We start from the raw sequence: 23,914 nt of genomic DNA, 5'->3' as shown, positions 1-23,914 counted from the left end.
GAGGGGAATTAATGCACTATTACGGAACTTCAAAAGTGAATGATGCAGGTCATCTTGAAATCGGTGGTGTAGATACGCTGCAATTAGTCGAAAAATTTGGAACACCAGTATATGTATATGATGTGGAATTGATTAGGGAAAGAGCTAGGGGATTTAAGCACACCTTTGATCAACTTGGAGTAAAGGCACAAGTTGCTTTTGCAAGTAAAGCTTTTTCAACTATTGCAATGGTTCAATTAGCAGAAGAAGAAGGCTTGTCATTAGATGTTGTTTCTGGTGGTGAGTTATATACAGCAATAGCTGCTGATTTTCCTGTAGATAGAATTCATTTTCATGGGAATAACAAAAGTAAAGAAGAACTGTTGATGGCGATTAACTATCAGATTGGCTGTATTGTTGTCGATAATTTTTATGAACTAGAGATGCTTCAGCAATTATGTGAAGAAAAAAAGACAAAAATGTCTATTCTTTTAAGGGTAACGCCAGGTATTGAAGCTCATACGCATGATTATATTTTAACAGGACAAGAAGATTCAAAGTTTGGATTCGACTTGCAAAATGGTCAAGCAGAGAAAGCTTTGTTAAAGGCTACTAAGTCTCCTTTTGTGGAAGTTTTAGGACTGCATTGCCATATTGGCTCACAAATCTTTGACACAACAGGATTTGTCCTAGCTGCTCAAAAAATAATGGCGCATTTAATAGAATGGAAAGTGAAACATGCATTTGAATCAAAGGTATTAAATTTAGGTGGGGGCTTTGGCATTCGGTACACGTCGGAAGACCATCCAATTCAGCCAGCTGAATATGTGGAAGTGATTATAAAGGAAGTAAAAGAACAAGTAAGCAATCTCGAAATGACGATGCCTGAAATATGGATTGAGCCAGGGAGATCACTCGTAGGAGATGCAGGAACGACTTTATATAAAATTGGATCACGAAAAGAAGTACCTAACGTGCGGAATTATTTAGCTATAGATGGAGGTATGAGTGATAATATTCGTCCAGCTCTATATCAAGCTAAATATGAAGCGGTTCTTGCGAATAAACCTTTACAAGCTCCAGATGAAACAGTTTCGATTGCAGGAAAATGCTGTGAATCAGGAGATATGCTTATTTGGGATTTGCCTTTACCAAAAGCGGGAGAAAACGATGTACTTGCCGTATTCTGTACAGGTGCTTACGGTTATTCTATGGCAAATAATTATAATCGTATCCCAAGGCCACCAGTTGTGTTCGTGGAAAATGGCGAAACAAAATTAGTGGTGAAAAGAGAATCGTTTGAAGATTTATTACGATTAGATTTACCTTTTAAAGAAGCAGCTTCATTAAAAAAATAAGTATTAAAAAAGGGAGTCAATGAGACTCCCTTTTTTAATAGTGGATAGTTAAGCAAATTAAGAAAAGAAAGATTTGATTGCATCCACAATGCTTGCAAACACTTCTTTAATCTTTGCTAAAAATCCTTGTCCTTCTTCGCTATCCAAGTAGCCAGTTAACTTATCTTTCGCTTCGTTTAATTGATTACCCACTTGATTCCAATCGATGTTAAGTTCTTTCAGCTTATTAAAGAAAGAAATAAGACTCTGTAATTGTTCTTCGGTTAGTGTGATATTTAGTTCCTTTGCTGAATCTTGAACAATTGTTTGAACCTCTTCTACTGTTTTTGGTTTTTGCTCTGCTATTTGCTCTTTAATTTTAGCCATTAAAGCAGTGGCTTCTTCTTGTCCAATATCTTCTCCTAAATTTGCTGTTTCTACCATCTCTTCATTAGCAGCTTGCTTTACGTCTTCTGGGATAACTGTATCAGTTGACACTTCATATGCTTTGATAATTCCTGTCAGTGCTGCAGTACCTGAAACTTCAATAGGTGCTGTGATATAAATTTTTGCATCTTTTACCCCTGCAGTAATGAGGGCATTAATATACATCTCATCGGTAACCCAGTTTATATTTTTGGTTGTTACTTGAATACCGGTACCTTTGTCCCCTATTGTAATGGCAGAGGAAGAGATTGCTCTAGTACCAATTAACGATTTTGAAATATAGTTTCCTAAGTATTGATGCTCTTCTTGATTGGAAACAGTAATAATTTCTGCATTTTCTGGAGCTTTCATTTCAGTTAATAAAAGCTGCTTTTGTTCCTCTGTTAGGTTTTCTCCAAGGGTAATAATCATATCTCCAGCGGCGACATCCGCATAAGCTGGAATCGGTATTAATAGTAAGAATGCAAGTACCATAAGTAAAAGTTTATTTTTTTTCATTCAATTCCCTCCTGTTTTTCCAACTGCTGTATTAGTGTAAAAGTAGCGCTTATACATCTTTTTAAAATAGGACAATATTACGTCATGTAAAGTAACTACATCTAATAGACGTATCTTAACGGTAATAGGTTTCCTATTTATCATAATGTTTTCTTTCCCTTTATTATTCACCATAACTCCTAAAAAAATAAAGATTTGTGTAGCTTTTTGTGTTTATATGCATATTTTATATAGTAGTAAATAGATTTTATTTTGAAAAGTATTGATTGGAGCTTGTTTTAGGTAGAATAATATAAGATTCTCTTTGTAAAAATATACTTGCATGAATAATGGCGAGGAGGAACGAACAGAAATCGAAGATAGGTCCTTTAAAACGAATTATTCCCTCCATTTATCCCAAATTAGAGTGATAGGATGCAAAATATTGACCTTTATTATTTGTACCTTTTAGGGTATTTTGACCTAGGAAGCGATGAATCCTAAAGCTGATAAGATTTTCATTGAAGAATATCGCTAATTTATGTATGATAGAACCAATAACATATCTCCTATTTTTTCGGGGCGGTCCTAATAATTCTTACAAAAAAGGGAAGAGGATGATAAAAAATTCGTTTCAGTTTCGTTGCAGATGAATATTTTTTTATTTAACATCAAGAAAGATTGATTGAATCTTATTTTGAATGGGAAAACTGTTAGTGAATATGTTTTAAAAATGATGAGGGATATTAATGATTATTCGATATAAAAAGGCATTTGAAAAGATTGCAATGGGTTTACTATCTTTTATGCCTGCAGAAAAGGATTTAAAAGTATTACAACAAACAATTAAACAATATGAGTCGGAAGAAAATTGGCAGTTATTTTTATGGAAAGATGAAGAAGATATTATTGGTTTAATCGGTGTTATTTTTGAAGATGAATCTTCTATCACCATTCAGCATATATCTGTCAATCCCTCTCATAGGCATCAAGGGGTTGGGAAGGCTATGGTACAGGCGGTAAAAGGGCTTTATCCTAATCGAACGATGAAATCAAATGAGTTAATTGTAAATTTTTTATCTAAGTGTAATGACGGAGTTCAAGTAGATAAATAGAAATAAGAGGCTTTTTCTAGGTGGATTAAACCAATTACATTGGTTTCCCCAAGGAAAAGCCTCTTTTTACTGTAGAACCAATGAATAAATCTTACCATTGTCTTTTCTTTTTCTCGAGTGCTTGTTCGCGCTCTTTTATAACGATACTTCTATCACGCATAACATGTCGGTGAACGATTTCCAAAGGAATTGGCTCACTTTTTTTCCATTTCATCCCCATGGAATGTGCTAATTGAGCACATTTTCTTTCTAACTGTGGGTCAGAAATAGGTAAATGATATGGAAAGAAGACCTGCTTATTTTTAATACAATCCTCTTGATTCTTTAATAAAAGGATTATTCTTGTATCATCAAGACCTAATTCTCTTATTGCCTCTTTTTTCTTTTCCAATAGTTTTCTGCTCTTTTGTATCGTTTTTTCGGCGCCCATAAAATTTTCTCTGCGGTGATGGTAGCAAGAGACTGCTATAAGAATAAATCCTACCCAAATAGACTCTTTGTTACGACTATCAACCTTTTTCCAAAAATCTTCTAAGATCTCATGACATTCGAAAAAGTCTTGATCACCATGAAAATGAACAAGAAATTGCATATATTCCGTTGGATACATATTCTTCTCCTTTTTCTTTTCCAATAGTTTTTATTAACAACCGATTATATGTTTGTTATTATAGCGATAAATGCTAAAAAAAGTAATGATAACACTTAAATAGTGAATTGGTTGATTTTTCTGTTTGATAACTATTGTTTTTCTTTAATATTAATACTATCATTATTAAGTTAAGGGTATTCTAATAGGATTTGGTGAGAATGATGCATTATAATGTGAAAATTGATAGTTTTGAAGGACCACTAGATTTGCTTCTTCATTTAATCAATAAATTGGAAATTGATATTTATGATATTAACGTGGCAGAAATTACAGAACAATATTTAGATTATGTTCATGCTATGCAAGTGTTACAATTGGATGTAGCAAGTGAATTTTTGGTGATGGCAGCGACTCTTTTAGCCATTAAGAGTAAAATGCTCCTACCAAAGCATGAAGAAGATTTACTTGATGACGATTTAATGTATGAGCCAGAAGAAGATTCACGGGAAGAACTAATTGAAAGATTAGTAGAATATCGTAAATTTAAAGAGGCGGCAGACGATTTAAAAGAGATGGAATTAGAAAGAGGTCTTATTTTTACAAAACCTCCAAGTGATTTATCGGATTTCAGCTTAAATAAGGAAGAAAATGCAAAACAAGAGTTAGATGTTTCTTTATATGACATGTTAGCAGCTTTTCAAAAATTACTGAAACGAAAAAAATTACAGGTGCCATTAGCGACAAAAATCACAAGACAAGAAATACCAATAGAAAATCGCATGGAAGAAATTGTTGGGTTCTTAAGAAATAAAAAAGGGAGAATATCCTTTGATGAACTTTTTCCAATTGCGACAAAATCACATATCGTAGTGACATTTTTGGCAATTTTAGAACTTTTAAAGCGCCGGCAAGTATTTGTGGAACAGGAAGGAAACTTCGCAGATATTTTTGTAATGGGAAAGGAAGTTGAATAAAAGGTTGAAAGTGAATGACTGGAAAGCAATCGTTGAAAGTCTCTTATTTGCTGCAGGAGATGAAGGATTAACAATTAAGCAATTGATGCATGTGTTAGAAATGGAACAATTAGAGGTAGAACAATTAATAGATGAGCTAATTAAAAGTTATCGTAAAGATAAAACAAGAGGAATTTCTATTATTGAAATTGCTGGTACGTATCAATTTGCAACGAAGAAAGAGCATTCTGATTATCTGAAAAAATTAGTGGAATCTCCGCATGCTTCGACTTTATCACAAGCTGCTTTAGAAACGTTGGCAATCATTGCATATAAGCAGCCAATTACACGTGCTGAAATCGAAGAAATTAGAGGCGTTAAAACAGAAAGACCGCTTCATACCCTATCAGCAAAGGCACTAATTAAAGAAGTTGGTAGAGCAGAAGGAGCAGGCAGAGCAATACTTTATGGAACAACAAAAGAGTTTTTGGACCATTTCGGTTTAAAGAATTTAGGGGAACTGCCTCCGTTAGCAGAAAAAGAGGAAGAATTTAATCAAGAAGAGGCTGATTTATTTTTTGAATCTTTTCAGCAAATAGAAGAGTAAGAAGGAGTATCTAGGCAATAGCTTAGATACTTTTTTATTTGTATTGCTATTGTCCAACTAATTTTATTAACGAGTTTAGGGATGCATCCATTTTAAAGACATGATGCTCATCCTTTTGTCATACCTTTTATAAGAACGATTTTGGAAAGAATGGAGTTGACATATAGATGAGTAGTTATAATGAATATGTTAGAAATGTGTTGATTTGGAATCAGGAATTAAAAAGTTTATTAGAAGCGGAAGCAGTTCAAAAGGAAGAAAGTATTTGGAAAAGGCTTGATAAGTTTTCACAGTTAATGGAAGGTGTACAGAGACGACCAATTGAAACAGAAGAATTAATTAGAATACAGCATGAAGCAGAAAATCTTCACGAACAGATGGAAAGCTATTTTGCACAGAGGCAGCAGATTGGAACGATATTTATGAAGGAACCAAACGTTGCAGCAGGGAAGCACCAATTACCTAAGTTACCTTACGCCTATGATGCTCTAGAACCTTATATCTCCAAAGAAATTATGGAGTTACATCATCAAAAGCATCATCAATCCTATGTAACAGGACTAAATAATGCAGAAGAAAAGCTGAAAGCAGCAAGAAAGAATAAGGACTATGCACTTGTAAAACATTGGTCTAGAGAACTTGCTTTCCATGGTTCGGGGCATTATCTTCATACTATCTTTTGGAATAACATGAGTCCAAAAGGTGGTGGCGAACCTAAAGGGATATTGATGGAGGAAATAAACAATTATTTTGGGAGCTTTACAGCATTTAAGGAGCATTTTACAGAGGCTGCTAAAGCAGTAGAGGGCGTTGGTTGGGCACTTCTAGTATGGTCTCCAAGAGCAAGGCATTTAGAAGTTCTTCAATCTGAACGACATATGCTGTTAACCCAGTGGGACACGATTCCCCTATTAGTACTTGATGTTTGGGAACATGCTTACTATTTGCAATACAAAAACAATAGGGGAGAATATGTAGATAATTGGTGGGATATCGTAAACTGGAAAGATGTTGAAAATAGATTTTTAAAAGCAAGTGAACTGAAGTGGAGACCTTATTAAAAGAAACAAATAATCAAAAAAAATAGTTTGATTATCTTCATCTTTCAGATGCAGCCATATTATATGGGCTGCATATTTTGTTTTACAAGTGAAGTGTTAATTTATCCGACTCTTAACGGACAGTAAGACTCCCTCCTCAAACTTAAGTAAAGGTCCGATTAGTTCAACTAACCATGAGTGGGGGAGGAAGGAAAACACCCACTCGTGGAAGTTTCACTTTATTAGTCATATGTCTGTCTTTTTTTTCATAAACTTGTACAAACCATAAAAGGAGACGAGGTTGTGTTAAATGAAATTACGTAAACTTATTATTCTTACGATCATTACCTCCATTCTGTTTCTTGCTGTTCCACAAAAAAGCAGTGCACAAATGTACGTCAATGCGCAAAGTGCTATCTTAATGGAACAAGATTCTGGACGAGTTATTTTTGAGAAGGATGCACATACGGAGCGAAGAATTGCTAGTATTACAAAAATAATGACAGCATTACTTGCAGTCGAGTCGGGGAAATTAGATGAAACCGTGACTGTTAGTAACAATGCAATAAAAACGGAAGGGTCGTCCATCTATTTAGAGGCAGGAGAAAAAATAAAACTAGAAGATCTTGTATATGGATTAATGCTCCGTTCTGGAAATGATGCTGCAGTTGCAATCGCAGAAACAGTGGGTGGAAGCTTAGATGGTTTTGTCTATTTAATGAATCAAAAGGCAGAAGAAATTGGTATGAAGCACACTCATTTTGCTAATCCTCACGGACTTGACGATCATGAAGACCATTATTCCTCAGCGTATGATATGGCTTTGCTTACCCGTTATGCAATGAATAATGATACATATAAAAAAATTGCTGGCACAGAAAGCTATCGTTCGGAAAGTTCAAATAATAAGTGGGATCGTGTTTGGAGAAATAAGAACAAACTATTAACGAGTCTTTATGAATATTCGACTGGGGGCAAAACTGGCTATACAAAGAGAGCGAAAAGAACGTTAGTTAGCACAGCTGAAAAAGATGGAGTTGAATATATAGCAGTAACTTTAAATGATCCAGATGACTGGGATGATCATATAAATATGTTTGAAACAGCCTTTAAAGAGTATAAAAAAGTTCAGGTTCTGGAGGAAGGGAAAATAAAATCGGTTAAAAATAAATTTTATAAGAATAAAGTTTATATCAAATCCGACATAGAATACCCTGTTACAGACAAGGAAGAAGATCTATTTAAAGTAGAATACAGTCTGTTAAAAGTTAAAAAAAATTGGCAAAAGAATCAAGAGTATGTGCCTGAAATTGTTGGAGAAGCAAAAATCTATTTAGATGGTAAGCTTGTTGATCGTACACCGATACATTTTAAGCATGATAAGGCAAAGGAATCAAAAAGCTTTTTAGATTATTTTAAGAACATGTTTTTGGCAATGACTGGGGTTGGCAAGGATGGTTAATTATATTTGGGCAGCCCTAGCTATTATCGGTATTGTGTTCGCAGCAATAAACGGAACGATGGATGAAGTCAACAAAGCAATATTCTCAGGAGCTAAAGAAGCAGTAACCATATGTATTGGGCTGATTAGTGTTCTTGTCTTCTGGCTCGGAATGATGAAAATAGCAGAGCAGGCAGGATTATTGCGAAAGCTTACTAACTTATTTAGACCATTTGTAGCAAGACTTTTTCCAGAGATACCAAAGAATCACCCTGCAATGGGATATATCTTGTCAAATATGATGGCAAATATCTTTGGGTTGGGAAATGCAGCAACACCGTTAGGAATTAAAGCAATGGAGGAATTGAAACGATTGAATGGGGGCAAGAATACTGCAAGCAATAGTATGATTACCTTTCTTGCCCTAAATACTTCAAGTATTACATTAATTCCAACAACAGTAATTGCAATCAGGATGAATTACCATTCTGCGTCTCCGACAGATATAGTAGGACCAACCATTATTGCCACCATTTTCTCTTGTATAAGTGGAATTTTGATTGATCGCTATTTTTATCATAAGAGAATGAGAAAAGGGTGACATGAGATGGAGATTGTATCATTAATTTCATTGTGGATGATTCCTTCCCTCATAGGGTTTATTTTGTTGTACGGAACATTTAAAAAGGTACCCACATATGAAAGTTTTGTAGAAGGTGGGAAAGAAGGAATACAGATTGCTTTCTCTATTATCCCTTATTTAGTAGGAATGCTTGTTTCCATATCTATATTTCGAGCATCTGGAGCATTAGAATATTTTATGAGTTTTCTTAAGCCAGTCTTAGATTTTATCGGTGTTCCGTCGGAAGTAGCACCACTTGCGATCATTAGACCAATATCCGGAAATGCAGCATTGGGGATGACAAGCGATTTAATTGCTACCTATGGACCAGACTCGTTTATAGGAAGGCTCGCCTCTGTTATACAAGGAAGTACCGATACCACCCTTTATGTATTAACCGTCTATTTTGGAGCAGTAGGAATCAAGAAAATGGGAGACGCCTTAAAAGTAGGATTACTAGCAGATCTCGTAGGATTTATTGCAGCAATAATAGTAGTAACTTTAATGTTTGGAAAATAACTAGCCCGTGTCTTAGGATAAAGTTTGTAAGTAAACTTTATCCTAAGACATTTTTTGTTTTTTTCATTGAGCATTTTTTTCGATTAGCACTAAAAAAAGGTTTGCGACAGAGAAAATACTCAGCAAATTGGATCCATGAAGACTCCTACGGGAATAGCAAAAAAGGCGAGGTTGCCGCAAAAATATTCAGGTTTCAGGTTAGAATGATAAATAAAATGTAAAGAGTCTTTGGAAGGGAAAATCGTTAAATGTAAATCAATTGCCTCTTAAATCAAAGATTTCTTTGAAATTTCATCAATTTATGTCATAATTCATAGGAATGGCAAAAAAAGAACGATCAAGCGTTTTGAATTAGTCTGTTTTCTAATAAATTGTTACTAATAGAAGAGGGTATATAACTTTAGAAATATGTTATAAAAAACGATCAATCATTTTTTACTGTTGAGAAATTGGATGAGGTGATATAGATGGAAAGACTACAAAAAGTAATTGCCCATGCGGGAATTGCATCAAGAAGAAAAGCAGAGGAATTAATTGTTGAAGGAAAAGTAAAAGTAAATGGAAAAACAGTGAAAGAATTAGGGGTGAAAGTAGGTTCTAATGATAAAATTGAAGTAAATGGCATCCCTGTTGAGAGAGAAGAACCGGTTTATTTTATTCTATATAAACCAAGAGGCGTAATCTCAAGTGTTAATGATGATAAAGGACGAAAAGTTGTCACTGATTATTTTTCTGAAATTGAAGCAAGAATTTATCCGATAGGACGCTTAGACTATGATACATCAGGCATTATTCTTTTAACGAATGACGGAGAATTTGCAAATATTATGATGCATCCAAAAGGAGAAATTGAAAAGGTATACGTTGCAAAAGTAAAAGGTATTCCTGCTCGTGAGAAAGTAAAACAACTTGAAAGAGGAATTATGCTAGAGGACGGTAAAACTGCGCCTGCCAAAGCAAAAATTCTTTCTGTCGATAAGAAAAAAGGAACAAGCATTGTGGAATTAAAAATTCATGAAGGAAGAAACCGTCAAGTAAGAAGAATGTTTGAAGCAATTGGAACACCTGTTATGAAATTAAAAAGGGAGAGATACTCTTTCTTAAACTTAAATGGCTTACAGCCTGGTGACGCTCGTGAACTCACTGCACATGAAGTGAAATTGTTAAGAGCAGAAGCTCAAAAGAAAAAGGGCTAAGGTACAATTTTAATATTTGCAATATGATAACAACAGAAATATACGAAAAGTTCATAAAAGTGTCACATTTGCTTATGGATGATAACAATATCTACATGATAATAATGCTATAATAATTGTGTCAGATAAGATAAATTCACTTATATAAATTACTATTTAACTGGAAAAAACGCAGTATAAATATGAGTCCATTTGATGAATAAGCAAAAGAAATTAAGATTTATTTATACATGCACCAAGCGAAACAACAAGTCGATTACAAGTTTCGTGTATTTTTGTTAGGAGGTATGAACGATGGAGAAAGAAATTAAAATCCTTGTGGTAGATGACGAAGAAAGAATTAGACGTCTTCTAAAAATGTACTTAGAAAGAGAAGAGTTTGTGGTGGAAGAAGCGGAAGATGGAATGAGCGCCCTTTCTAAGGCATTAAACACAGATTATGATGTTATCTTACTCGATCTGATGATGCCTGGGAAAGATGGTATGGAGGTATGTAAGGAGTTAAGAGAAAAGAAAACTACTCCTGTAATCATGCTTACTGCTAAAGGAGAAGAAGTAAATAGAGTTCAAGGATTTGAAGTTGGAACGGATGATTATATCGTAAAGCCATTTAGTCCAAGAGAAGTAGTTTTGCGAGTGAAAGCTCTGTTGCGTCGCTCTACAAAAACGACATTTGAACAAAGTGATAGTTCTTCAAAGGATGTTATCATCTTTCCAGCTTTAACAATAGATCATGATGCACATCGCGTATTGGCAAGTGGGAAGGAAGTGGGCCTAACTCCAAAGGAATATGAATTGTTGTATTTCTTAGCTAAATCACCAGATAAAGTATTTGACCGGGAATTATTATTAAAAGAAGTATGGCATTATGAATTTTTCGGTGATTTAAGAACAGTAGATACACATGTGAAACGATTAAGAGAAAAACTCAATCGTGTTTCAGAAGAAGCGGCTAGCATGATTGTAACTGTTTGGGGAGTAGGCTATAAGTTTGAGGTTAACAATGGATGAAATTTTGGCGAAGCGTAGTATTTAAGCTTTGGATCACCTTTTTATTACTAGTTTCCGTAGTACTAACGATTTTAACAATCATGCTTCTTGAGTATTTTGAACAATACTATAAGGAGCAAACAGAAACGGAATTAACCAATACAGCCACAAAAATATCCGAAATTATGAAAGAGCATAATAATCAAACTAGATTGGAAATTGTGCGGGAACTTTTGGATCCTTCAACAGGAGCAATTATTGTTTCCGCTCCAGATCAAGTCTATTATTACCCAGAGAGTCGCATGCAGGAACTTTCCTATTCTTTCATTAAGGGAAATGAAGCTTTAAATAACGTGATAACAAGTAATAAGACAGCGGTCGTTATGACAAAATTAAACAATAAAGACAATATACCTGAACAGGTAGCAATTGTGGGGTCTCCTCTTCATGTGAATGGGGAGGACGGAGCTGTTTTTATCTATCAGTCCTTACAATCGATGAATGAATCTAAACAATCCACAGCAAAATTCATTGTTTTAGCTGCCGTAATTGCCATTATTTTAACGACGATATTTGCCTTTTTCTTATTAACAAGAATCACTGCCCCGTTAAGAAAGATGCGAGAAGCGGCATTTGAAGTAGCTCAAGGTAATTTTGCGGCAAAAGTTCCTATCATGGCTCAGGATGAAATTGGTGAACTTTCGATTGCATTCAATGAAATGGCTAGAAAATTAAATTTTAATATGAATGCCTTAAGCCAAGAAAAGGAACAGCTAGACAATATTTTAAGTGGAATGGCAGATGGTGTGCTAACACTTAATCGAAATGGCGGTTTATTGCTTACCAATCCGCCTGCTGAAAAATTTCTACAGCATTGGTATTATGAAAAAGGCGAATTGAGCGATATGCAAGCTCAAATACCGGATGAATTGCGGAAATTATTTCAGCTTGCAGTTCATACAGGTAATGAACAAATAGATGAAGTAACTTTACAAGGTAGGAACTGGGTCATGATTGTTAGTCCTCTTTATAACAAAAAGGATATTAGAGGAGCAATTGTTGTTATTCGCGATATGACAGAAGAGCGTAAGCTAGATAAACTTCGAATTGATTTTATTGCAAATATATCTCATGAACTCAGAACGCCGATAAGTATGTTACAAGGGTATAGTGAGGCAATTGTGGATGATATTGCTGAATCAGAGGAAGAAAAAAGAGAAATGGCTCGGGTAATCTATGATGAGTCCTTACGAATGGGGCGTCTAGTTAACGAATTTTTAGATTTAGCCCGAATGGAAACTGGCTATATTGAGCTGAGAAAGGAACCAATTGATCTATATCCATTTATCAACCGAGTAGCTAGAAAGTTTAATGCAGTCGCTAAAGAGAAAGAAATAACGCTTACTGTCTCTGTTACCGAAGATATTGGCGAATATGACCTTGATCCAGATCGTGTCGAGCAAGTTTTAACCAATATAATGGATAATAGTATGCGACATACGCCAAGTGATGGAACTGTCTTTTTACGAGGTAGATCGGATGATTATGGAGTATATATAGAGATTGAAGATACGGGTTCTGGTATTCCTGAGGAGGATTTACCATATGTGTTTGAGCGTTTTTATAAAGCGGATAAAGCAAGAACAAGAGGGAATGCTGGGACAGGCTTAGGATTAGCTATTGTCAAAAATATTATTGATGCACATGGTGGCGATATTTCTGTTTATAGTAAATATGGTCGAGGAACGACATTTTTTATCTTTTTACCTCGAAATAGAGAAGAAAATTAGAGAAAGTGCCGATTCTTCTTGATTCACGCGAAACAATTTAACATAATAGAACGTATGGGGTGTCTTAAAAAGATTTTGACCCTACAAGCTATTTTTCCATTTTGTATGTATAATGTTTTTGCATACAGGTATAACTTGTGAGGTCAAACTTTTCTGGACTCCTTTTTTATTGTGTTTTTACGAAGGGATAAAAGAAAAGTAGAATATACATACGAATGAATGAAACTAATTAAATTAAAATACGACTAATATATTGAACGGGGGAGGGAATAAGATGAACTCCGTTTTTGATGAAATCTATAATAAGTATCATCATGACGTTTTTCAATTTTTATTTTACATGGTAAATCATAAAGAAACGGCGGAAGATCTAGTGCAAGAAGTATATATTCGTGTCCTGAAATCTTATCATCGCTTTGAGGGGAAAAGTACCGAGAAAACATGGTTGTTTAGTATTGCCAGAAATGTTGCAATAGACCATTTTCGTAAACAAAAAAATTGGAAAGAACGTATCATGGATAAGTTTGACTGGTCCAAACAGGAAATCAAAGCGGATGGGTTTCTTCCTGAAGAAATCGCACTGCAGGCTGAAGAAGTGAAAGGTGTTTATCATGCATTACAATATTGTACAGTAGACCAGCGCATGGTTATTGTATTTAGGTATATTCAAGAACTATCCATTTCTGAAACTGCCAAAGCATTAGGGTGGACTGAAAGTAAAGTGAAAACTACACAGCATCGAGCATTAAAGGCACTACGTACCATTTTAGAAGACGATGGAAAGGAGGATCCTTATGCAGAAACAAAAATGGAATGATGAAAAAATCATACATGTACTTAAGCATATGCCATCTATAAAAGATGAGCGAAGCGCGGAGTTTATCTATCGTACTATTCAAACAAAAAAGAAATTTGAGCGAAAATCGAGAAGACTCATGCCTATATTGGCTACAATAGGTACGATTATGCTTCTATTTATAATTAGTCAAAGTTTCTTTGATAGCAATAGTATCAATTCATTTAATAGTGAAAAGAAATCTGCAGAAAACTCTGTGATGATAAAAACAGAAAGCGCAGAGGAGGCAGAAAAGAAGGCAGATCAAAATTTTGATATAGCAGATCAACAAGCAGAAATGGTAACATCACCCACCTCAACGGCTATTTATAAGGAAGATGTAGGCGATCTGGAATTGTTAACTTATCCGATTCCTGATGTAAATGTCCAAGTAGTTGTTCCAATTAGTATTTTAGTGGCCAATCCAAACCATTTATCTAGGTTTGACCTATATGTACAAAATGTGAAGAAAGTGATAGGCGTAAATAAACAGTTAAGTGGTTCTTTACCTATTAGTCCAGAGCTATTATCCTACGATTTTAGTGAAAATAATATTGAAGTTAATGTAAAACAAGAATTTTCAAACTTTGGTTCTCACTCTGAAGACTTTTTTAATACAATGGTTCAGCAACAATTGCAAACAATTGGTGCGAAGAAAATGGAGTTTTATACAAATGGAAAGCGCGGGGCAGTACTAGGAAACAGGGAAGAAACAACGATAGAATATCAACCTTTAGAAAATAGAGCTTACTTTCTGTTAAATGGTGAATCAGACAACCAACCATTATATGTCCCTTGGGAAAAACCTTATGATTCAATTGAAAATGCTTTTGAGGCAATGGAAGATGATATTGAAACACATGGTTTAACGGCATCAATTCCTGATACTATTGATATTGATAAGGTTTCAAAAGATGAGAATAAGGGACAATTAATTGTCCATCTCTCAAATGAAAGTAATATGCAAGAAGATCAAAAAACGTTACATGCTATTGAATCGATACTTTTAACAGCAAAGGAATTTAAATATTCTTCGGTTAAGTTTGAGAATACCAAGGTTAAAGAAGTAGGTGGACTATCACTAACAAACGAATTAGCTGTTCCACTTGCTGCTAATAAAGTAGACATAGAGCAATAATAAAAAGGAGTATCCAATATATAACGGATGCTCCTTTTTGATATTTTTTAAAGATAAAAAAATAGAATAAAAAGAGTATAAATCACTAGCGTCGCATTAAAATAATACAACGCCTTCCGGAAATCTGAATTTTCTGTAATATTAATGATACACAAAAAAATCCTTTATAATGGTTGGACGGTAGTAAACCATCCAAATCCAACATAAAGGACATAAGCATGGATAAGTTTACACGAAAAACATCATTTGAACAATGGTTTTCACCGATTTCCTCCACAAAACTTGAAGAATTGGTTGAAACCCATCAATTAAATTACTATACAAAGAAGCTACACATCGCTTCATTCCTGAAATTACTGCTGTTTGCGCAGCTGAATGAAACCGAAAGTCTGCGTGCTGTCAGTGATACATTGTTTTCAGACGACCTACAAAAAGCAACGAATTTGGAATCGATTAGCTTTTCACAATTAGGACGTCGATTAAATCAAGTACCGACAGAGGTGTTCCAGCAGGTGTTTCTAGATTTAGTCGCGCAAATTCATGAGAAAACGGATTTTGATAAGCGACGTAAAATGACAACACCACTGAAAATCATCGACTCGAGTACGTTGCCACTGAATTTGAACAATCATAAATGGGCTAAGTTCCGCAAAACAAAGTCAGGCATTAAGCTTCATTTACGTCTTGTTTACTTAGAAAAGGGTTGTTCCTATCCAGACAAAGCGGTGTTAACGAATGCGATCGAACATGATCGAGGTCAGCTAGAAGTACTCGTTGACGACAAAGAGTGCATGTACGTCTTTGACCGTGGCTACTTGGATTACGAGCGATTCGACCGCATGACCGACGATGGTTACTTCTTCGTTTCACGCTTGCGGAAAAACGCTGTAACTCATCAAATCGAGGAATTTGATCTTCCAAAAGATTCAACCGTTTTATCAGATGAAATGATTTCCTTGGGCACAGCACAAAGTCGAGCAGGTAATGAATTCAGACAATTGAAAGTGTTGGATTCAAAAGGAAATGAGTTACACCTCATAACGAATCGCTTCGACTTGAGTGCAGATGAAATCGCTGAATTGTATAAATCACGCTGGGCAATCGAGCTGTTTTTCAAGTGGATGAAGCAACATTTAAACATCAAAAAGTTCTACGGACAAAGCGAACAAGCTGTGCATAATCAAGTGTACATCGCGATGATCGTCTACTGTTTACATGTACTGGCTCAGCTGAGTACAAATAGTTCACGGACGTACTTACAAATCAGTCGGTGGCTAAAAGCAGCACCCTGGAAACCAGCACGTATTTGGATTCGAAAAATAGCAGGAAGAGCTGTCCCGTAAAGGTTTAACCGTTTCTGTCGCCCTCGCCAAAGGTTATAGTAAAAAAATGGATGATTACTACCTCTGTTCGCGTGTCTTCGTTTTTCTTCTCAAACGGGAATATCAGAAAACAGAATATTCAGTTAGAATTTATGCGACGTTAGTGAGTATAAATACATAAAATAAATTTTGTTATTTTTGTTGATAAATCTTCTTAGCTTTATTTGAATAAATGGAAATTACATTTTATCACGCTCTTAACGGACAGTAAGACTCTCCCCTCAAGCATAGGTGGGAGATGAACTGTCCGTAAAGGTCCGATTGGTTCAACTAACCATCAGTGGGGAAGGAAAGCCTCCACTGATGGAAGTTTCACTTTATTCCTGAATATTCTATAGTTCTAACAATTAACATGTACTCATAAGTTGAAAGAGAAGATGGGAGTGGGGACAGTTTTTTTAGAAGTACGCATTTTACATACTAAAATCATGGAGCGAATCTGTATTCCTGTAAGGAAGAAGGAGATTTTTCTATTTTTAAGGAGCAGTGAAGGAGGAATTCACTTCAATTCCTGCTCTTAAAGGCAAGAAATGATCTTTTTAATACAAGCGGAATAGGAGGATAACTAAATGGGAGACTATATTAGGAGAATACTTATAGCAGCTATAATGTTATTGTTTATTAGTTTATTATTTATAGGGGGGAAACATTCACAAGCACAATCGATCTCCCTATCAGAACGAACAAAGGCCTGGACTTGGCCAAGTGAAGGGATCATAACGGATACCTTTAATACAAGGAACGGTACACATAAAGGAATAGATATTGCTGGAGAACTAGGTTCTGAAGTGTATGCTGTAGATGAAGGGATTGTAACAAGGTCTTATTACTCTCAATCGTATGGAAATGTTATTTTTGTGAAGCACGAAAATGATTTGGAAACAGTCTATGCACATTTAAACAAACGATTTGTAGAAGAAAAGCAATTGGTGAAAAAGGGTGAGTTAATAGGTGAAATGGGCAATACAGGATATTCATCGGGAGTCCATTTACATTTTGAAATACATAATAAAGAATGGACTGTTGCAAAAGAAAATGCAATCAATCCAATTTTGGTGTTAGGAGATGTTGAGGTAGGACAGACTGTAAAAATAGCAGAGCAGGAAGAAGAAATAGAGGAAGTAGTATCAGAACCAATAGAAGAGCCTATTCATTCTCCTATGGCGGACTTGGTGCAAGAGGAAGAAAAAAAATGGGAAGAGGAATACATAAGGAGAAGTATGAAAGAAATGGAAATAAACTTGGAAGAGGATGAGTCTGAATTTACAACCATCCCATATAAAAAAGCAAGTATTTATTTAAAAAGTAGTAAGCATCTTATAGAGGAAAAAAGTGAGGATTATACATAGAAGCCGATAAGGGAAGAAACGTATATTATGTAGGTAAATAGGTTAAGTGTTGGAAGAATTTTCTGCGAAAAGAGTTCACAAGATACTATCGAGTAATGCAAGTGTAATAGTATTTTGTGAACTCTTTTTGAAAGACTGTTTTCTAAAGGATTGTTGTTTTTCAATAGGAAAAAAGAATTAGTTGGGAAAATGGAGCAGCCGGAATACACGAAGATGCCACGGGGATTAGCGAGACAGTCTGATACCCCGGAGGCGAAGTGAGGAGGCTCAAGCTTAGCCCCACGGAAAGCGAAGTGTATTCCGGCTGTGGGTAATCGCAACAAACTTTACGAAAACAGCCTTTTGAAATGAATGTATATTATAATGTGAAAATGTGAACAATGTATGAAGTTATAAGCAAACTTCTTCACAAATCGTTATTGTTTAATGTATAATAACTAATGTAAACAAATTAATATTGGTCTATCTTCGGGGCAGGGTGAAATTCCCGACCGACGGTGATGAGTTATATACTCAAAGTCCGTGACCCTACTACGGTAGGTTGATTTGGTGAAATTCCAAAACCGACAGTAAAGTCTGGATGGGAGAAGATGGAGGTTCTGCAATCGTTCAAAATATTCTATAAGAACGTTTATTAAGTGTGCGTACCTTTAAACTACTCCCTCAAGTATAATATGGCTTGAGGGTTTTTATTTGCCGCATCTTAATAAATTGCTGAATCTTTCTTCTTAGGTAGATGGATCCTAAAAAGAAGGAGAGAAGAAAATGAAGAAAAAAATGAATGTAAGAAAGTATGTTTTAATAGGAATGATGAGTAGCTTAGCTTATGTGCTGATGATGCTTAAATTTCCAATTCCACCGTTTCCAAGCTATTTAAAAGTTGATTTTAGTGATATTCCTGCCTTAGTTGCTGCGCTTATCTTAGGTCCAGCAGCGGGAATCTTAGTAGAGTTGATAAAAAATATATTAGATTATTTAATTACAGGAAGTGATACTGGAGTTCCAGTAGGTCATTTCGCAAACTTTATAGCAGGGATTTCATTTATTTTACCGACTTACTTTATTTATAATAAAATTAAATCCAAAAAAGGTATGGTAATTGGTTTAGGGTTAAGTGTTTTAATAATGACCGCGTTGTTAAGTCTGTTTAATTACTTTATCATGTTGCCATTTTATAATGCATTAATGAATATACCGACTGACACTACAATATTGAAAAAAACAATTCTTTCTGCCATTATTCCATTTAATTTGTTAAAGGGAATAATCATTTCTTTAATTTTTGCACTAGTATTCTCAAAAATGGGTGTCTGGATTAATAAACAAATCCCATCTAGAAATGTATAACATAATAGGAGAAAGGCAGTTCAGTAATTTCTGAACTGCCTTTCTTGTTTTGTTAGTTGTAAAAGTTGAATTGAAAAGAGCAGAAAGGAATCCTTTCTGCTCTGTTTATGATAAAGAGGGATTATTCGTATTTTAGTGCATCACCATCAAAGGACTCGTCTGCAACTTTAATCGAATCTGTTGGACAACCTTCAAAAGCATCTAACATATCATCGAGTAATACTTCAGGAACTTCAACAGTTCCTTGATTATCATCTAACATAACGAAAGCAATACCTTCGTCATCGTAGTCGTAAATATCAGGTGCTGCTGCTCCACAAGCTCCACATGCAATACATGTGTCTTTATCAACAATTGTATATTTTGCCATGAGTAAAAAAACCTCCAGTGTTATTCATACGGAGTATATACATGACTAGCATACTCCTTACTATTATCTTATTGTAAGACTGAATCTTTAACTTTTCAATATAAAAGACAGATAAAAAGTAGAAAGTCGGAGTTACTTTTCTTAAAATAGTCAAAAACTCAACCGTTTTCTATCTTGAAAATCAACATATTATATGATTACAAAGTTCACTAAACAATAAAATTCATGGTAAAATAAAAGAAATGTTACAAACAAATTTCAACAAAATTTGTCAAACGACAGAGGAAGATGAAAATATGTCCTTTATAAAAATATTAATTCTAAATTGTTTATATAAAATGAATGGAGAAAGGACAATATACTCTATTCTTCATATATTGAATGGAAAAAAATCATCCCAAACTATCCAAGATATTCATATTTTTCAGTTGACCTCCTTATTTCAGGCATTTCCTGTATTAACAAGAGAAAAACTGGATCAAGTTGTGTATGAATTGATTCAAGAGGATTGGCTTGAAAAAACAGGAGAAAATCACTATTTAATTAAAGAATGTAGAAAACTAGAATTAGATAAGTTATTAAAAGCGAATCCTTTATCACTTCATTTAAAAGGCTGGAGGTATCATTCGTTTACACTCCCCTTTTGGGAAAGATTATCTTTATTCGTCCAAGTTTCTTCCCACTTGTCGGAAAAAAGTATACGTTATATGCCAGTCCAGAGAAATCTTGTTACACAACTGTGGCTAAAAGATACATTACATACTGTTTCTTTGGAAAGAAGTGAAATCAATCACTATCTGTATCAAGAATTAGTTAAATGTCTAGAAGAGGAAGAATTGAATCCTTCCATTCTCATAAACCGATTAACAGGGATTCATAGAATAGGACTTACTGGAGAACAAGTTGCTTTAGAATTGAATATGGATCCAGATTATTATCAGCTATCCTTCCTTGCTATTCTTCATTTTATGATAGAAAAAATCCTATCAAATAAGGAGGAATATCCACTGTTAAGCCAATTGATTAAGGAAAGTAAGAAACCATTTACACTAACAGAGTCAACAGCAAAGACGTTTGATTTTATACAAAAAGGCTATAGTATTGATGATATTGTTGTGGTAAGAAATTTAAAGCAAAGTACAATAGAAGATCATATAATTGAAATTTTATTAAATGTCCCTGACTATCCCATTCGTAATTTAGTAAGTAACGAAAACATAATAAAAATAAAAGCTTGTATTCAACAATCATCTTCTAAATCTTTAAAGGTAATAAAACAACAATTATCAGATGTTTCTTATTTTGAAATACGTGCTGTGATGGCAGGGTACGGTGATTTTTCATGAATTTAGAAGCAGCATTAAGAAAGTATTATCAACTAAGTCATTTTCGAAGTGGACAAAAAGAAACAATCCAATCCATTTTGAAGCAAAAGCATACTTTAGCTATGTTACCTACGGGAACTGGAAAGTCATTATGTTATCAGTTGCCAGGGAGAATTCTGGAGGGAGCAGTGATTATTATCTCTCCTTTGTTATCTTTGATGCAGGATCAAGTAGAACAAATGAAGATGAAAGGGGAAAAAAGAGTTGTTGCTTTAAATTCTTTCCTTACCTCGGTAGAGAAGAGTAGAGTACTACGACAAATTAGTCAATATAAGTATATTTTTATTTCCCCAGAAATGATTTCCTTACCATATATTCTTGATAAGCTTCAAAGAATGGAAATTAGTCTTTTTGTTATCGATGAAGCACATTGCATTTCACAATGGGGGTATGATTTTCGACCAGATTATCAAAAATTAGGGTATATTCGACAAAAATTGAATAATCCATTGACGTTAGCCTTAACTGCAACCGCAACGGAAGAGATTCGTAAAGATATAATTAACTCCTTACACTTAGATGAGGTAGAGGAGATTATTTATTCCGTTGATCGCCCCAATATTGCGATTAATATTGAAGAGTTAGTACACGGTCAAGAAAAAATGGAAAAGCTTCTTGACTATATTCAAAAACTAGATGGACAAGGGATTGTGTATTTCTCCAGTAAAAAGCTGGCTGAACAAACGGCAGCTTTTTTGAAGGAAAGATCTTCAAAACGCATGATGGCTTATCATGGCGGGATGTCACAGGAAGATCGAATCCTAGTACAGCAGCAATTTCAAACAGGACAGTTAGACGTAATCTGTGCTACTAGTGCATTTGGTATGGGGATTAATAAGGAAGATATTCGCTTCATTATTCATTTTCATCTGCCAACACAATTGGAGTCTTATTTACAGGAAATTGGTAGAGCGGGAAGAGATGGGCGTCAGAGTGTTTCATTCATTCTCTACACTCCTGGGGATGAGTGGATTGCTTATCAGTTAATCGAGTCAGAGTTAGCAGATGAATTACAAATAAATAAATGGAAATTATCTCTGAAAAAATATCCAACTTTTGAAGCTTGGCAGAAAAAAGAAGGTTTCCAATTAGAAATGTTATTTACAGAAACACAGTGGCGTGTGTTGGAGTCTTATTTGGAACCGAATAATAAAACAGTACCAGAATTATTGAGTTCGCTTGAAATGTATAATAATTTTAGGAATGAGCGCGTAACGGAAAAAAAACAAAAAGTCCAAGAGCTTATTGGCTGGTTACATTCTGCATCTTGTCGAAGAATGTATATAATGGATTATTTCGGAGAAAAGTACGAAAGCAAAGACAAAGAAAATTGCTGTGATAGATGTGGATTGGATTTATCTGCTTTCTTTAACAGCAGAAACACCAATCAACATAAAGTACAGGTGGATTGGCAGGAACAGTTAGCTTTTATTTTAAATATTAAAAAGTAGGCAATGTCGATGAATAAAGCAAAATATACAGCATTAATTAACCAATTGACAGACCGTGAACTATTAAAAAATGTTTATATGACACAGGTTATACTCATAATTGTAGCTTTTATTCTGCATATTATCGTTTTTCATTCGAACCCCCCCATTACTAAAGTTTTTAAGTATGAACGAACAGATTTTATCATTGGTATTATAGCTGGGTTAGTAGTAGTAGGGATAGATATTTTATTAATGCGTCGTTTTACTGAACAGTACCATGATGATGGCGGTGTGAATAAGCGGGTTTTTCAAAATAGACATCCATTACATATTGCGTTCATAGCATTAATTGTAGCGTTTAGCGAAGAATTACTTTTTAGAGGGGTAATACAGTCAAATATAGGTTTGTTATTAAGCTGTCTCCTTTTTGCCATTCTGCATTATCGCTATTTATTTAATCCGTTTTTATTTACCAATGTAGTATTAGTAAGTATTGGAATTGGTGTGCTATTTGAAGTGACAGAAAATCTTTGGGTTACAGTCATCATGCATTTTCTTATCGATTTCCTGCTTGGCTGTATTATTCGGTTCAATTTATTTCAAAAGGGTTAAAGATAAAAAGAGTACGCTTTGTGAAGCAGCTGCTTTATCCCACTCTTAATGGACAGTAAGACTTCCGCCTCAAGCTTATGAGGATACGAGGAATAGGTGGGAGATCAACTGTCCGTAAAGTCCGATTGGCTTAACTAACCATCAGTGGGGGGAGGAAGGAAAACCCCACTGATGGAAGTTTCACTTTATGTTTAGGAAATTATGGGGAATTGTAAGGATGGGATGTTTATGAAAAAAGAAGATCCATACAGGGTTCAAGCAGAAACACAGAAACAACGATTAAAGAAAGTGACAAATGAAGAAGAAGCAACAGAAAAACTCCAAGAGAAGGAATCGTCTTTACCTTCAAGAAGTACTGTTCATAAGAATAAAAAGAAAAAAATAAAAATACCGGTAATAAGCTTATTAGCATTTTTATTTATTTTATTACCAGTAACCTTATTATTAATAAATAGTTTGTTAAATGGGAAAGATTTTTCCAATCTTTTATCAACAGAAAGTACGACTGGGTTATTTGAAAATGTTAATATTCAAAAAGAAAATCGAATGAATAATAATGATGAAACACCCAGTGACGATAAGGGGGATGAACAAGAGGATATAGTGATAGAAAGTAATTCAACAGTTGAAGAAGAAGAGATAGCAACAGATAATATAAAAGAAAATGATATAGAACAAGAAGAGGATAAATCCAAAGAAAATAAGACTGATTCTGAGGAACCGGTAAATAATGTACCGAAGGAAGAAGAAAAGAAAACGGAAGAAGACACTCAGCAAACTAATTCTAAAGAAAAGATTGTCTATCATACAGTAGCAAAAGGAGAAAATTTATATCGAATTGCATTAAAATATTATCCTAGTGGAAATGGGATGGAAAAAATCAAAGCAGCCAATAATATGACATCAGATCAGGTTCAACTCGGGCAAACGTTAAAAATTGTAATCGAACCATAATAAT

The 23,914-nt window shown here is 34.6% G+C and carries 24 protein-coding genes and 1 riboswitch; of the genes, 20 read left to right on the top strand and 4 right to left on the bottom strand.

What is annotated here, in order from left to right; genetic code table 11:
• The first annotated feature begins 11 nt into the window (after positions 1 to 11).
• Positions 12 to 1,337: a diaminopimelate decarboxylase gene (gene lysA, locus HHU08_RS15070; RefSeq protein ID WP_169188792.1), complete on the top strand. Its 1,326-nt coding sequence runs from the start codon at positions 12 to 14 to the stop codon at positions 1,335 to 1,337.
• A 57-nt stretch (positions 1,338 to 1,394) separates the two neighbouring features.
• Here the strand turns inward: lysA and HHU08_RS15065 are convergent, their stop codons facing one another.
• Positions 1,395 to 2,261: a DUF1002 domain-containing protein gene (locus HHU08_RS15065; protein WP_169188791.1), complete on the bottom strand. Its 867-nt coding sequence runs from the start codon at positions 2,259 to 2,261 to the stop codon at positions 1,395 to 1,397.
• On the bottom strand, positions 2,262 to 2,435 hold the full coding sequence (locus HHU08_RS15060; protein ID WP_156827790.1) for a hypothetical protein: 174 nt from the start codon (positions 2,433 to 2,435) through the stop codon (positions 2,262 to 2,264). It abuts the gene before it with no gap.
• 554 nt (positions 2,436 to 2,989) lie between these two features.
• On the opposite strand from HHU08_RS15060, the gene HHU08_RS15055 reads away from it, so the two are divergent.
• On the top strand, positions 2,990 to 3,355 hold the full coding sequence (locus HHU08_RS15055; RefSeq protein WP_016203172.1) for a GNAT family N-acetyltransferase: 366 nt from the start codon (positions 2,990 to 2,992) through the stop codon (positions 3,353 to 3,355).
• 91 nt (positions 3,356 to 3,446) lie between these two features.
• Here HHU08_RS15055 and HHU08_RS15050 read toward each other — a convergent pair whose 3' ends face one another.
• Entirely contained in the window at positions 3,447 to 3,965 is a 519-nt protein-coding gene (locus tag HHU08_RS15050; protein ID WP_169189697.1) for a DUF309 domain-containing protein, read from the bottom strand.
• Between the two features lie 203 nt (positions 3,966 to 4,168).
• Here HHU08_RS15050 and HHU08_RS15045 point away from each other — a divergent pair, with 203 nt between their 5' ends.
• The 14 genes from HHU08_RS15045 to HHU08_RS14980 all read left to right on the top strand — a co-directional run bounded on the left by HHU08_RS15045 (position 4,169) and on the right by HHU08_RS14980 (position 19,156).
• Positions 4,169 to 4,921: a segregation/condensation protein A gene (locus tag HHU08_RS15045; protein ID WP_169189696.1), complete on the top strand. Its 753-nt coding sequence runs from the start codon at positions 4,169 to 4,171 to the stop codon at positions 4,919 to 4,921.
• A 4-nt stretch (positions 4,922 to 4,925) separates the two neighbouring features.
• Complete coding sequence (scpB, locus tag HHU08_RS15040) at positions 4,926 to 5,507, top strand: SMC-Scp complex subunit ScpB (RefSeq protein WP_101730939.1); 582 nt, start codon at positions 4,926 to 4,928, stop codon at positions 5,505 to 5,507.
• A gap of 167 nt (positions 5,508 to 5,674) precedes the next feature.
• Positions 5,675 to 6,568, top strand: a complete 894-nt coding sequence (locus HHU08_RS15035) for a superoxide dismutase (protein WP_016203169.1) — start codon at positions 5,675 to 5,677, stop codon at positions 6,566 to 6,568.
• A gap of 289 nt (positions 6,569 to 6,857) precedes the next feature.
• Entirely contained in the window at positions 6,858 to 8,009 is a 1,152-nt protein-coding gene (locus HHU08_RS15030) for a D-alanyl-D-alanine carboxypeptidase family protein (protein WP_016203168.1), read from the top strand.
• The gene (locus HHU08_RS15025; RefSeq protein WP_016203167.1) at positions 8,002 to 8,589 is read left to right on the top strand and encodes a nucleoside recognition domain-containing protein; all 588 of its coding nucleotides are present in this window, start codon (positions 8,002 to 8,004) and stop codon (positions 8,587 to 8,589) included. The genes HHU08_RS15030 and HHU08_RS15025 overlap by 8 nt, the downstream gene beginning before the upstream one ends.
• 6 nt (positions 8,590 to 8,595) lie before the next feature.
• Positions 8,596 to 9,129: a spore maturation protein gene (locus HHU08_RS15020; RefSeq protein ID WP_016203166.1), complete on the top strand. Its 534-nt coding sequence runs from the start codon at positions 8,596 to 8,598 to the stop codon at positions 9,127 to 9,129.
• Between the two features lie 467 nt (positions 9,130 to 9,596).
• Positions 9,597 to 10,325 carry a 23S rRNA pseudouridine(2605) synthase RluB gene (rluB, locus tag HHU08_RS15015; RefSeq protein ID WP_016203165.1) on the top strand — a complete coding sequence of 243 codons (729 nt, stop codon included), beginning with the start codon at positions 9,597 to 9,599 and terminating at the stop codon, positions 10,323 to 10,325.
• Positions 10,326 to 10,619: 294 nt separating this feature from the next.
• Entirely contained in the window at positions 10,620 to 11,336 is a 717-nt protein-coding gene (locus HHU08_RS15010) for a response regulator transcription factor (protein ID WP_016203164.1), read from the top strand.
• Positions 11,333 to 13,105 (top strand): ATP-binding protein, encoded by a 1,773-nt coding sequence (locus HHU08_RS15005; protein ID WP_169188790.1) that lies wholly within the window; start codon positions 11,333 to 11,335, stop codon positions 13,103 to 13,105. The genes HHU08_RS15010 and HHU08_RS15005 overlap by 4 nt, the downstream gene beginning before the upstream one ends.
• 253 nt (positions 13,106 to 13,358) lie before the next feature.
• Positions 13,359 to 13,922, top strand: coding sequence for an RNA polymerase sigma factor SigX (gene sigX / locus HHU08_RS15000; RefSeq protein WP_145999713.1), 564 nt, complete (start codon positions 13,359 to 13,361; stop codon positions 13,920 to 13,922).
• Positions 13,900 to 15,078: a GerMN domain-containing protein gene (locus HHU08_RS14995; RefSeq protein ID WP_101730942.1), complete on the top strand. Its 1,179-nt coding sequence runs from the start codon at positions 13,900 to 13,902 to the stop codon at positions 15,076 to 15,078. The genes sigX and HHU08_RS14995 overlap by 23 nt, the downstream gene beginning before the upstream one ends.
• Before the next feature lie 218 nt (positions 15,079 to 15,296).
• Positions 15,297 to 16,421: an IS4 family transposase gene (locus tag HHU08_RS14990; protein ID WP_100525935.1), complete on the top strand. Its 1,125-nt coding sequence runs from the start codon at positions 15,297 to 15,299 to the stop codon at positions 16,419 to 16,421.
• A gap of 608 nt (positions 16,422 to 17,029) precedes the next feature.
• On the top strand, positions 17,030 to 17,809 hold the full coding sequence (locus HHU08_RS14985; protein ID WP_169188789.1) for a M23 family metallopeptidase: 780 nt from the start codon (positions 17,030 to 17,032) through the stop codon (positions 17,807 to 17,809).
• Between the two features lie 460 nt (positions 17,810 to 18,269).
• A riboswitch (FMN riboswitch) is annotated at positions 18,270 to 18,405 on the top strand.
• A 169-nt stretch (positions 18,406 to 18,574) separates the two neighbouring features.
• On the top strand, positions 18,575 to 19,156 hold the full coding sequence (locus HHU08_RS14980) for an ECF transporter S component (protein ID WP_101730944.1): 582 nt from the start codon (positions 18,575 to 18,577) through the stop codon (positions 19,154 to 19,156).
• Positions 19,157 to 19,277: 121 nt separating this feature from the next.
• On the opposite strand, the gene HHU08_RS14975 is transcribed toward HHU08_RS14980, so the two are convergent.
• A complete protein-coding gene (locus HHU08_RS14975; protein WP_016203156.1) occupies positions 19,278 to 19,526 on the bottom strand; it encodes a ferredoxin in 249 nt (82 codons plus the stop codon).
• A gap of 296 nt (positions 19,527 to 19,822) precedes the next feature.
• Here HHU08_RS14975 and HHU08_RS14970 point away from each other — a divergent pair, with 296 nt between their 5' ends.
• From HHU08_RS14970 to HHU08_RS14955, 4 genes are all read left to right on the top strand, one after another.
• Positions 19,823 to 20,872, top strand: a complete 1,050-nt coding sequence (locus tag HHU08_RS14970; protein ID WP_205835622.1) for a helix-turn-helix domain-containing protein — start codon at positions 19,823 to 19,825, stop codon at positions 20,870 to 20,872.
• Complete coding sequence (locus tag HHU08_RS14965) at positions 20,869 to 22,362, top strand: RecQ family ATP-dependent DNA helicase (protein ID WP_016203154.1); 1,494 nt, start codon at positions 20,869 to 20,871, stop codon at positions 22,360 to 22,362. The genes HHU08_RS14970 and HHU08_RS14965 overlap by 4 nt, the downstream gene beginning before the upstream one ends.
• 9 nt (positions 22,363 to 22,371) lie before the next feature.
• Complete coding sequence (locus HHU08_RS14960; protein WP_016203153.1) at positions 22,372 to 22,956, top strand: CPBP family intramembrane glutamic endopeptidase; 585 nt, start codon at positions 22,372 to 22,374, stop codon at positions 22,954 to 22,956.
• Between the two features lie 228 nt (positions 22,957 to 23,184).
• Positions 23,185 to 23,910, top strand: a complete 726-nt coding sequence (locus tag HHU08_RS14955; RefSeq protein ID WP_169188788.1) for a LysM peptidoglycan-binding domain-containing protein — start codon at positions 23,185 to 23,187, stop codon at positions 23,908 to 23,910.
• Positions 23,911 to 23,914 lie beyond the last annotated feature (4 nt).

Source organism: Niallia alba (assembly GCF_012933555.1).
Lineage (GTDB): Bacteria > Bacillota > Bacilli > Bacillales > Cytobacillaceae > Niallia > Niallia alba.
The sequence above is the reverse complement of the archived record's forward strand: the minus strand, read 5'-3'. Positions and strand labels throughout refer to the sequence as shown.

What these genes read in the sequence shown, in the direction of transcription:
- lysA (WP_169188792.1), top strand. Translation starts at nt 12, where the DNA reads ATGCACTATTACGGAACTTCAAAAGTGAATGATGCAGGTCATCTTGAA.
- HHU08_RS15065 (WP_169188791.1), bottom strand. Translation starts at nt 2,261, where the DNA reads ATGAAAAAAAATAAACTTTTACTTATGGTACTTGCATTCTTACTATTA.
- HHU08_RS15060 (WP_156827790.1), bottom strand. Translation starts at nt 2,435, where the DNA reads ATGGTGAATAATAAAGGGAAAGAAAACATTATGATAAATAGGAAACCT.
- HHU08_RS15055 (WP_016203172.1), top strand. Translation starts at nt 2,990, where the DNA reads ATGATTATTCGATATAAAAAGGCATTTGAAAAGATTGCAATGGGTTTA.
- HHU08_RS15050 (WP_169189697.1), bottom strand. Translation starts at nt 3,965, where the DNA reads ATGTATCCAACGGAATATATGCAATTTCTTGTTCATTTTCATGGTGAT.
- HHU08_RS15045 (WP_169189696.1), top strand. Translation starts at nt 4,169, where the DNA reads ATGCATTATAATGTGAAAATTGATAGTTTTGAAGGACCACTAGATTTG.
- HHU08_RS15035 (WP_016203169.1), top strand. Translation starts at nt 5,675, where the DNA reads ATGAGTAGTTATAATGAATATGTTAGAAATGTGTTGATTTGGAATCAG.
- HHU08_RS15030 (WP_016203168.1), top strand. Translation starts at nt 6,858, where the DNA reads ATGAAATTACGTAAACTTATTATTCTTACGATCATTACCTCCATTCTG.
- HHU08_RS15025 (WP_016203167.1), top strand. Translation starts at nt 8,002, where the DNA reads ATGGTTAATTATATTTGGGCAGCCCTAGCTATTATCGGTATTGTGTTC.
- HHU08_RS15020 (WP_016203166.1), top strand. Translation starts at nt 8,596, where the DNA reads ATGGAGATTGTATCATTAATTTCATTGTGGATGATTCCTTCCCTCATA.
- rluB (WP_016203165.1), top strand. Translation starts at nt 9,597, where the DNA reads ATGGAAAGACTACAAAAAGTAATTGCCCATGCGGGAATTGCATCAAGA.
- HHU08_RS15010 (WP_016203164.1), top strand. Translation starts at nt 10,620, where the DNA reads ATGGAGAAAGAAATTAAAATCCTTGTGGTAGATGACGAAGAAAGAATT.
- HHU08_RS15005 (WP_169188790.1), top strand. Translation starts at nt 11,333, where the DNA reads ATGAAATTTTGGCGAAGCGTAGTATTTAAGCTTTGGATCACCTTTTTA.
- HHU08_RS14995 (WP_101730942.1), top strand. Translation starts at nt 13,900, where the DNA reads ATGCAGAAACAAAAATGGAATGATGAAAAAATCATACATGTACTTAAG.
- HHU08_RS14990 (WP_100525935.1), top strand. Translation starts at nt 15,297, where the DNA reads ATGGATAAGTTTACACGAAAAACATCATTTGAACAATGGTTTTCACCG.
- HHU08_RS14985 (WP_169188789.1), top strand. Translation starts at nt 17,030, where the DNA reads ATGGGAGACTATATTAGGAGAATACTTATAGCAGCTATAATGTTATTG.
- HHU08_RS14980 (WP_101730944.1), top strand. Translation starts at nt 18,575, where the DNA reads ATGAAGAAAAAAATGAATGTAAGAAAGTATGTTTTAATAGGAATGATG.
- HHU08_RS14975 (WP_016203156.1), bottom strand. Translation starts at nt 19,526, where the DNA reads ATGGCAAAATATACAATTGTTGATAAAGACACATGTATTGCATGTGGA.
- HHU08_RS14970 (WP_205835622.1), top strand. Translation starts at nt 19,823, where the DNA reads ATGTCCTTTATAAAAATATTAATTCTAAATTGTTTATATAAAATGAAT.
- HHU08_RS14965 (WP_016203154.1), top strand. Translation starts at nt 20,869, where the DNA reads ATGAATTTAGAAGCAGCATTAAGAAAGTATTATCAACTAAGTCATTTT.
- HHU08_RS14960 (WP_016203153.1), top strand. Translation starts at nt 22,372, where the DNA reads ATGAATAAAGCAAAATATACAGCATTAATTAACCAATTGACAGACCGT.
- HHU08_RS14955 (WP_169188788.1), top strand. Translation starts at nt 23,185, where the DNA reads ATGAAAAAAGAAGATCCATACAGGGTTCAAGCAGAAACACAGAAACAA.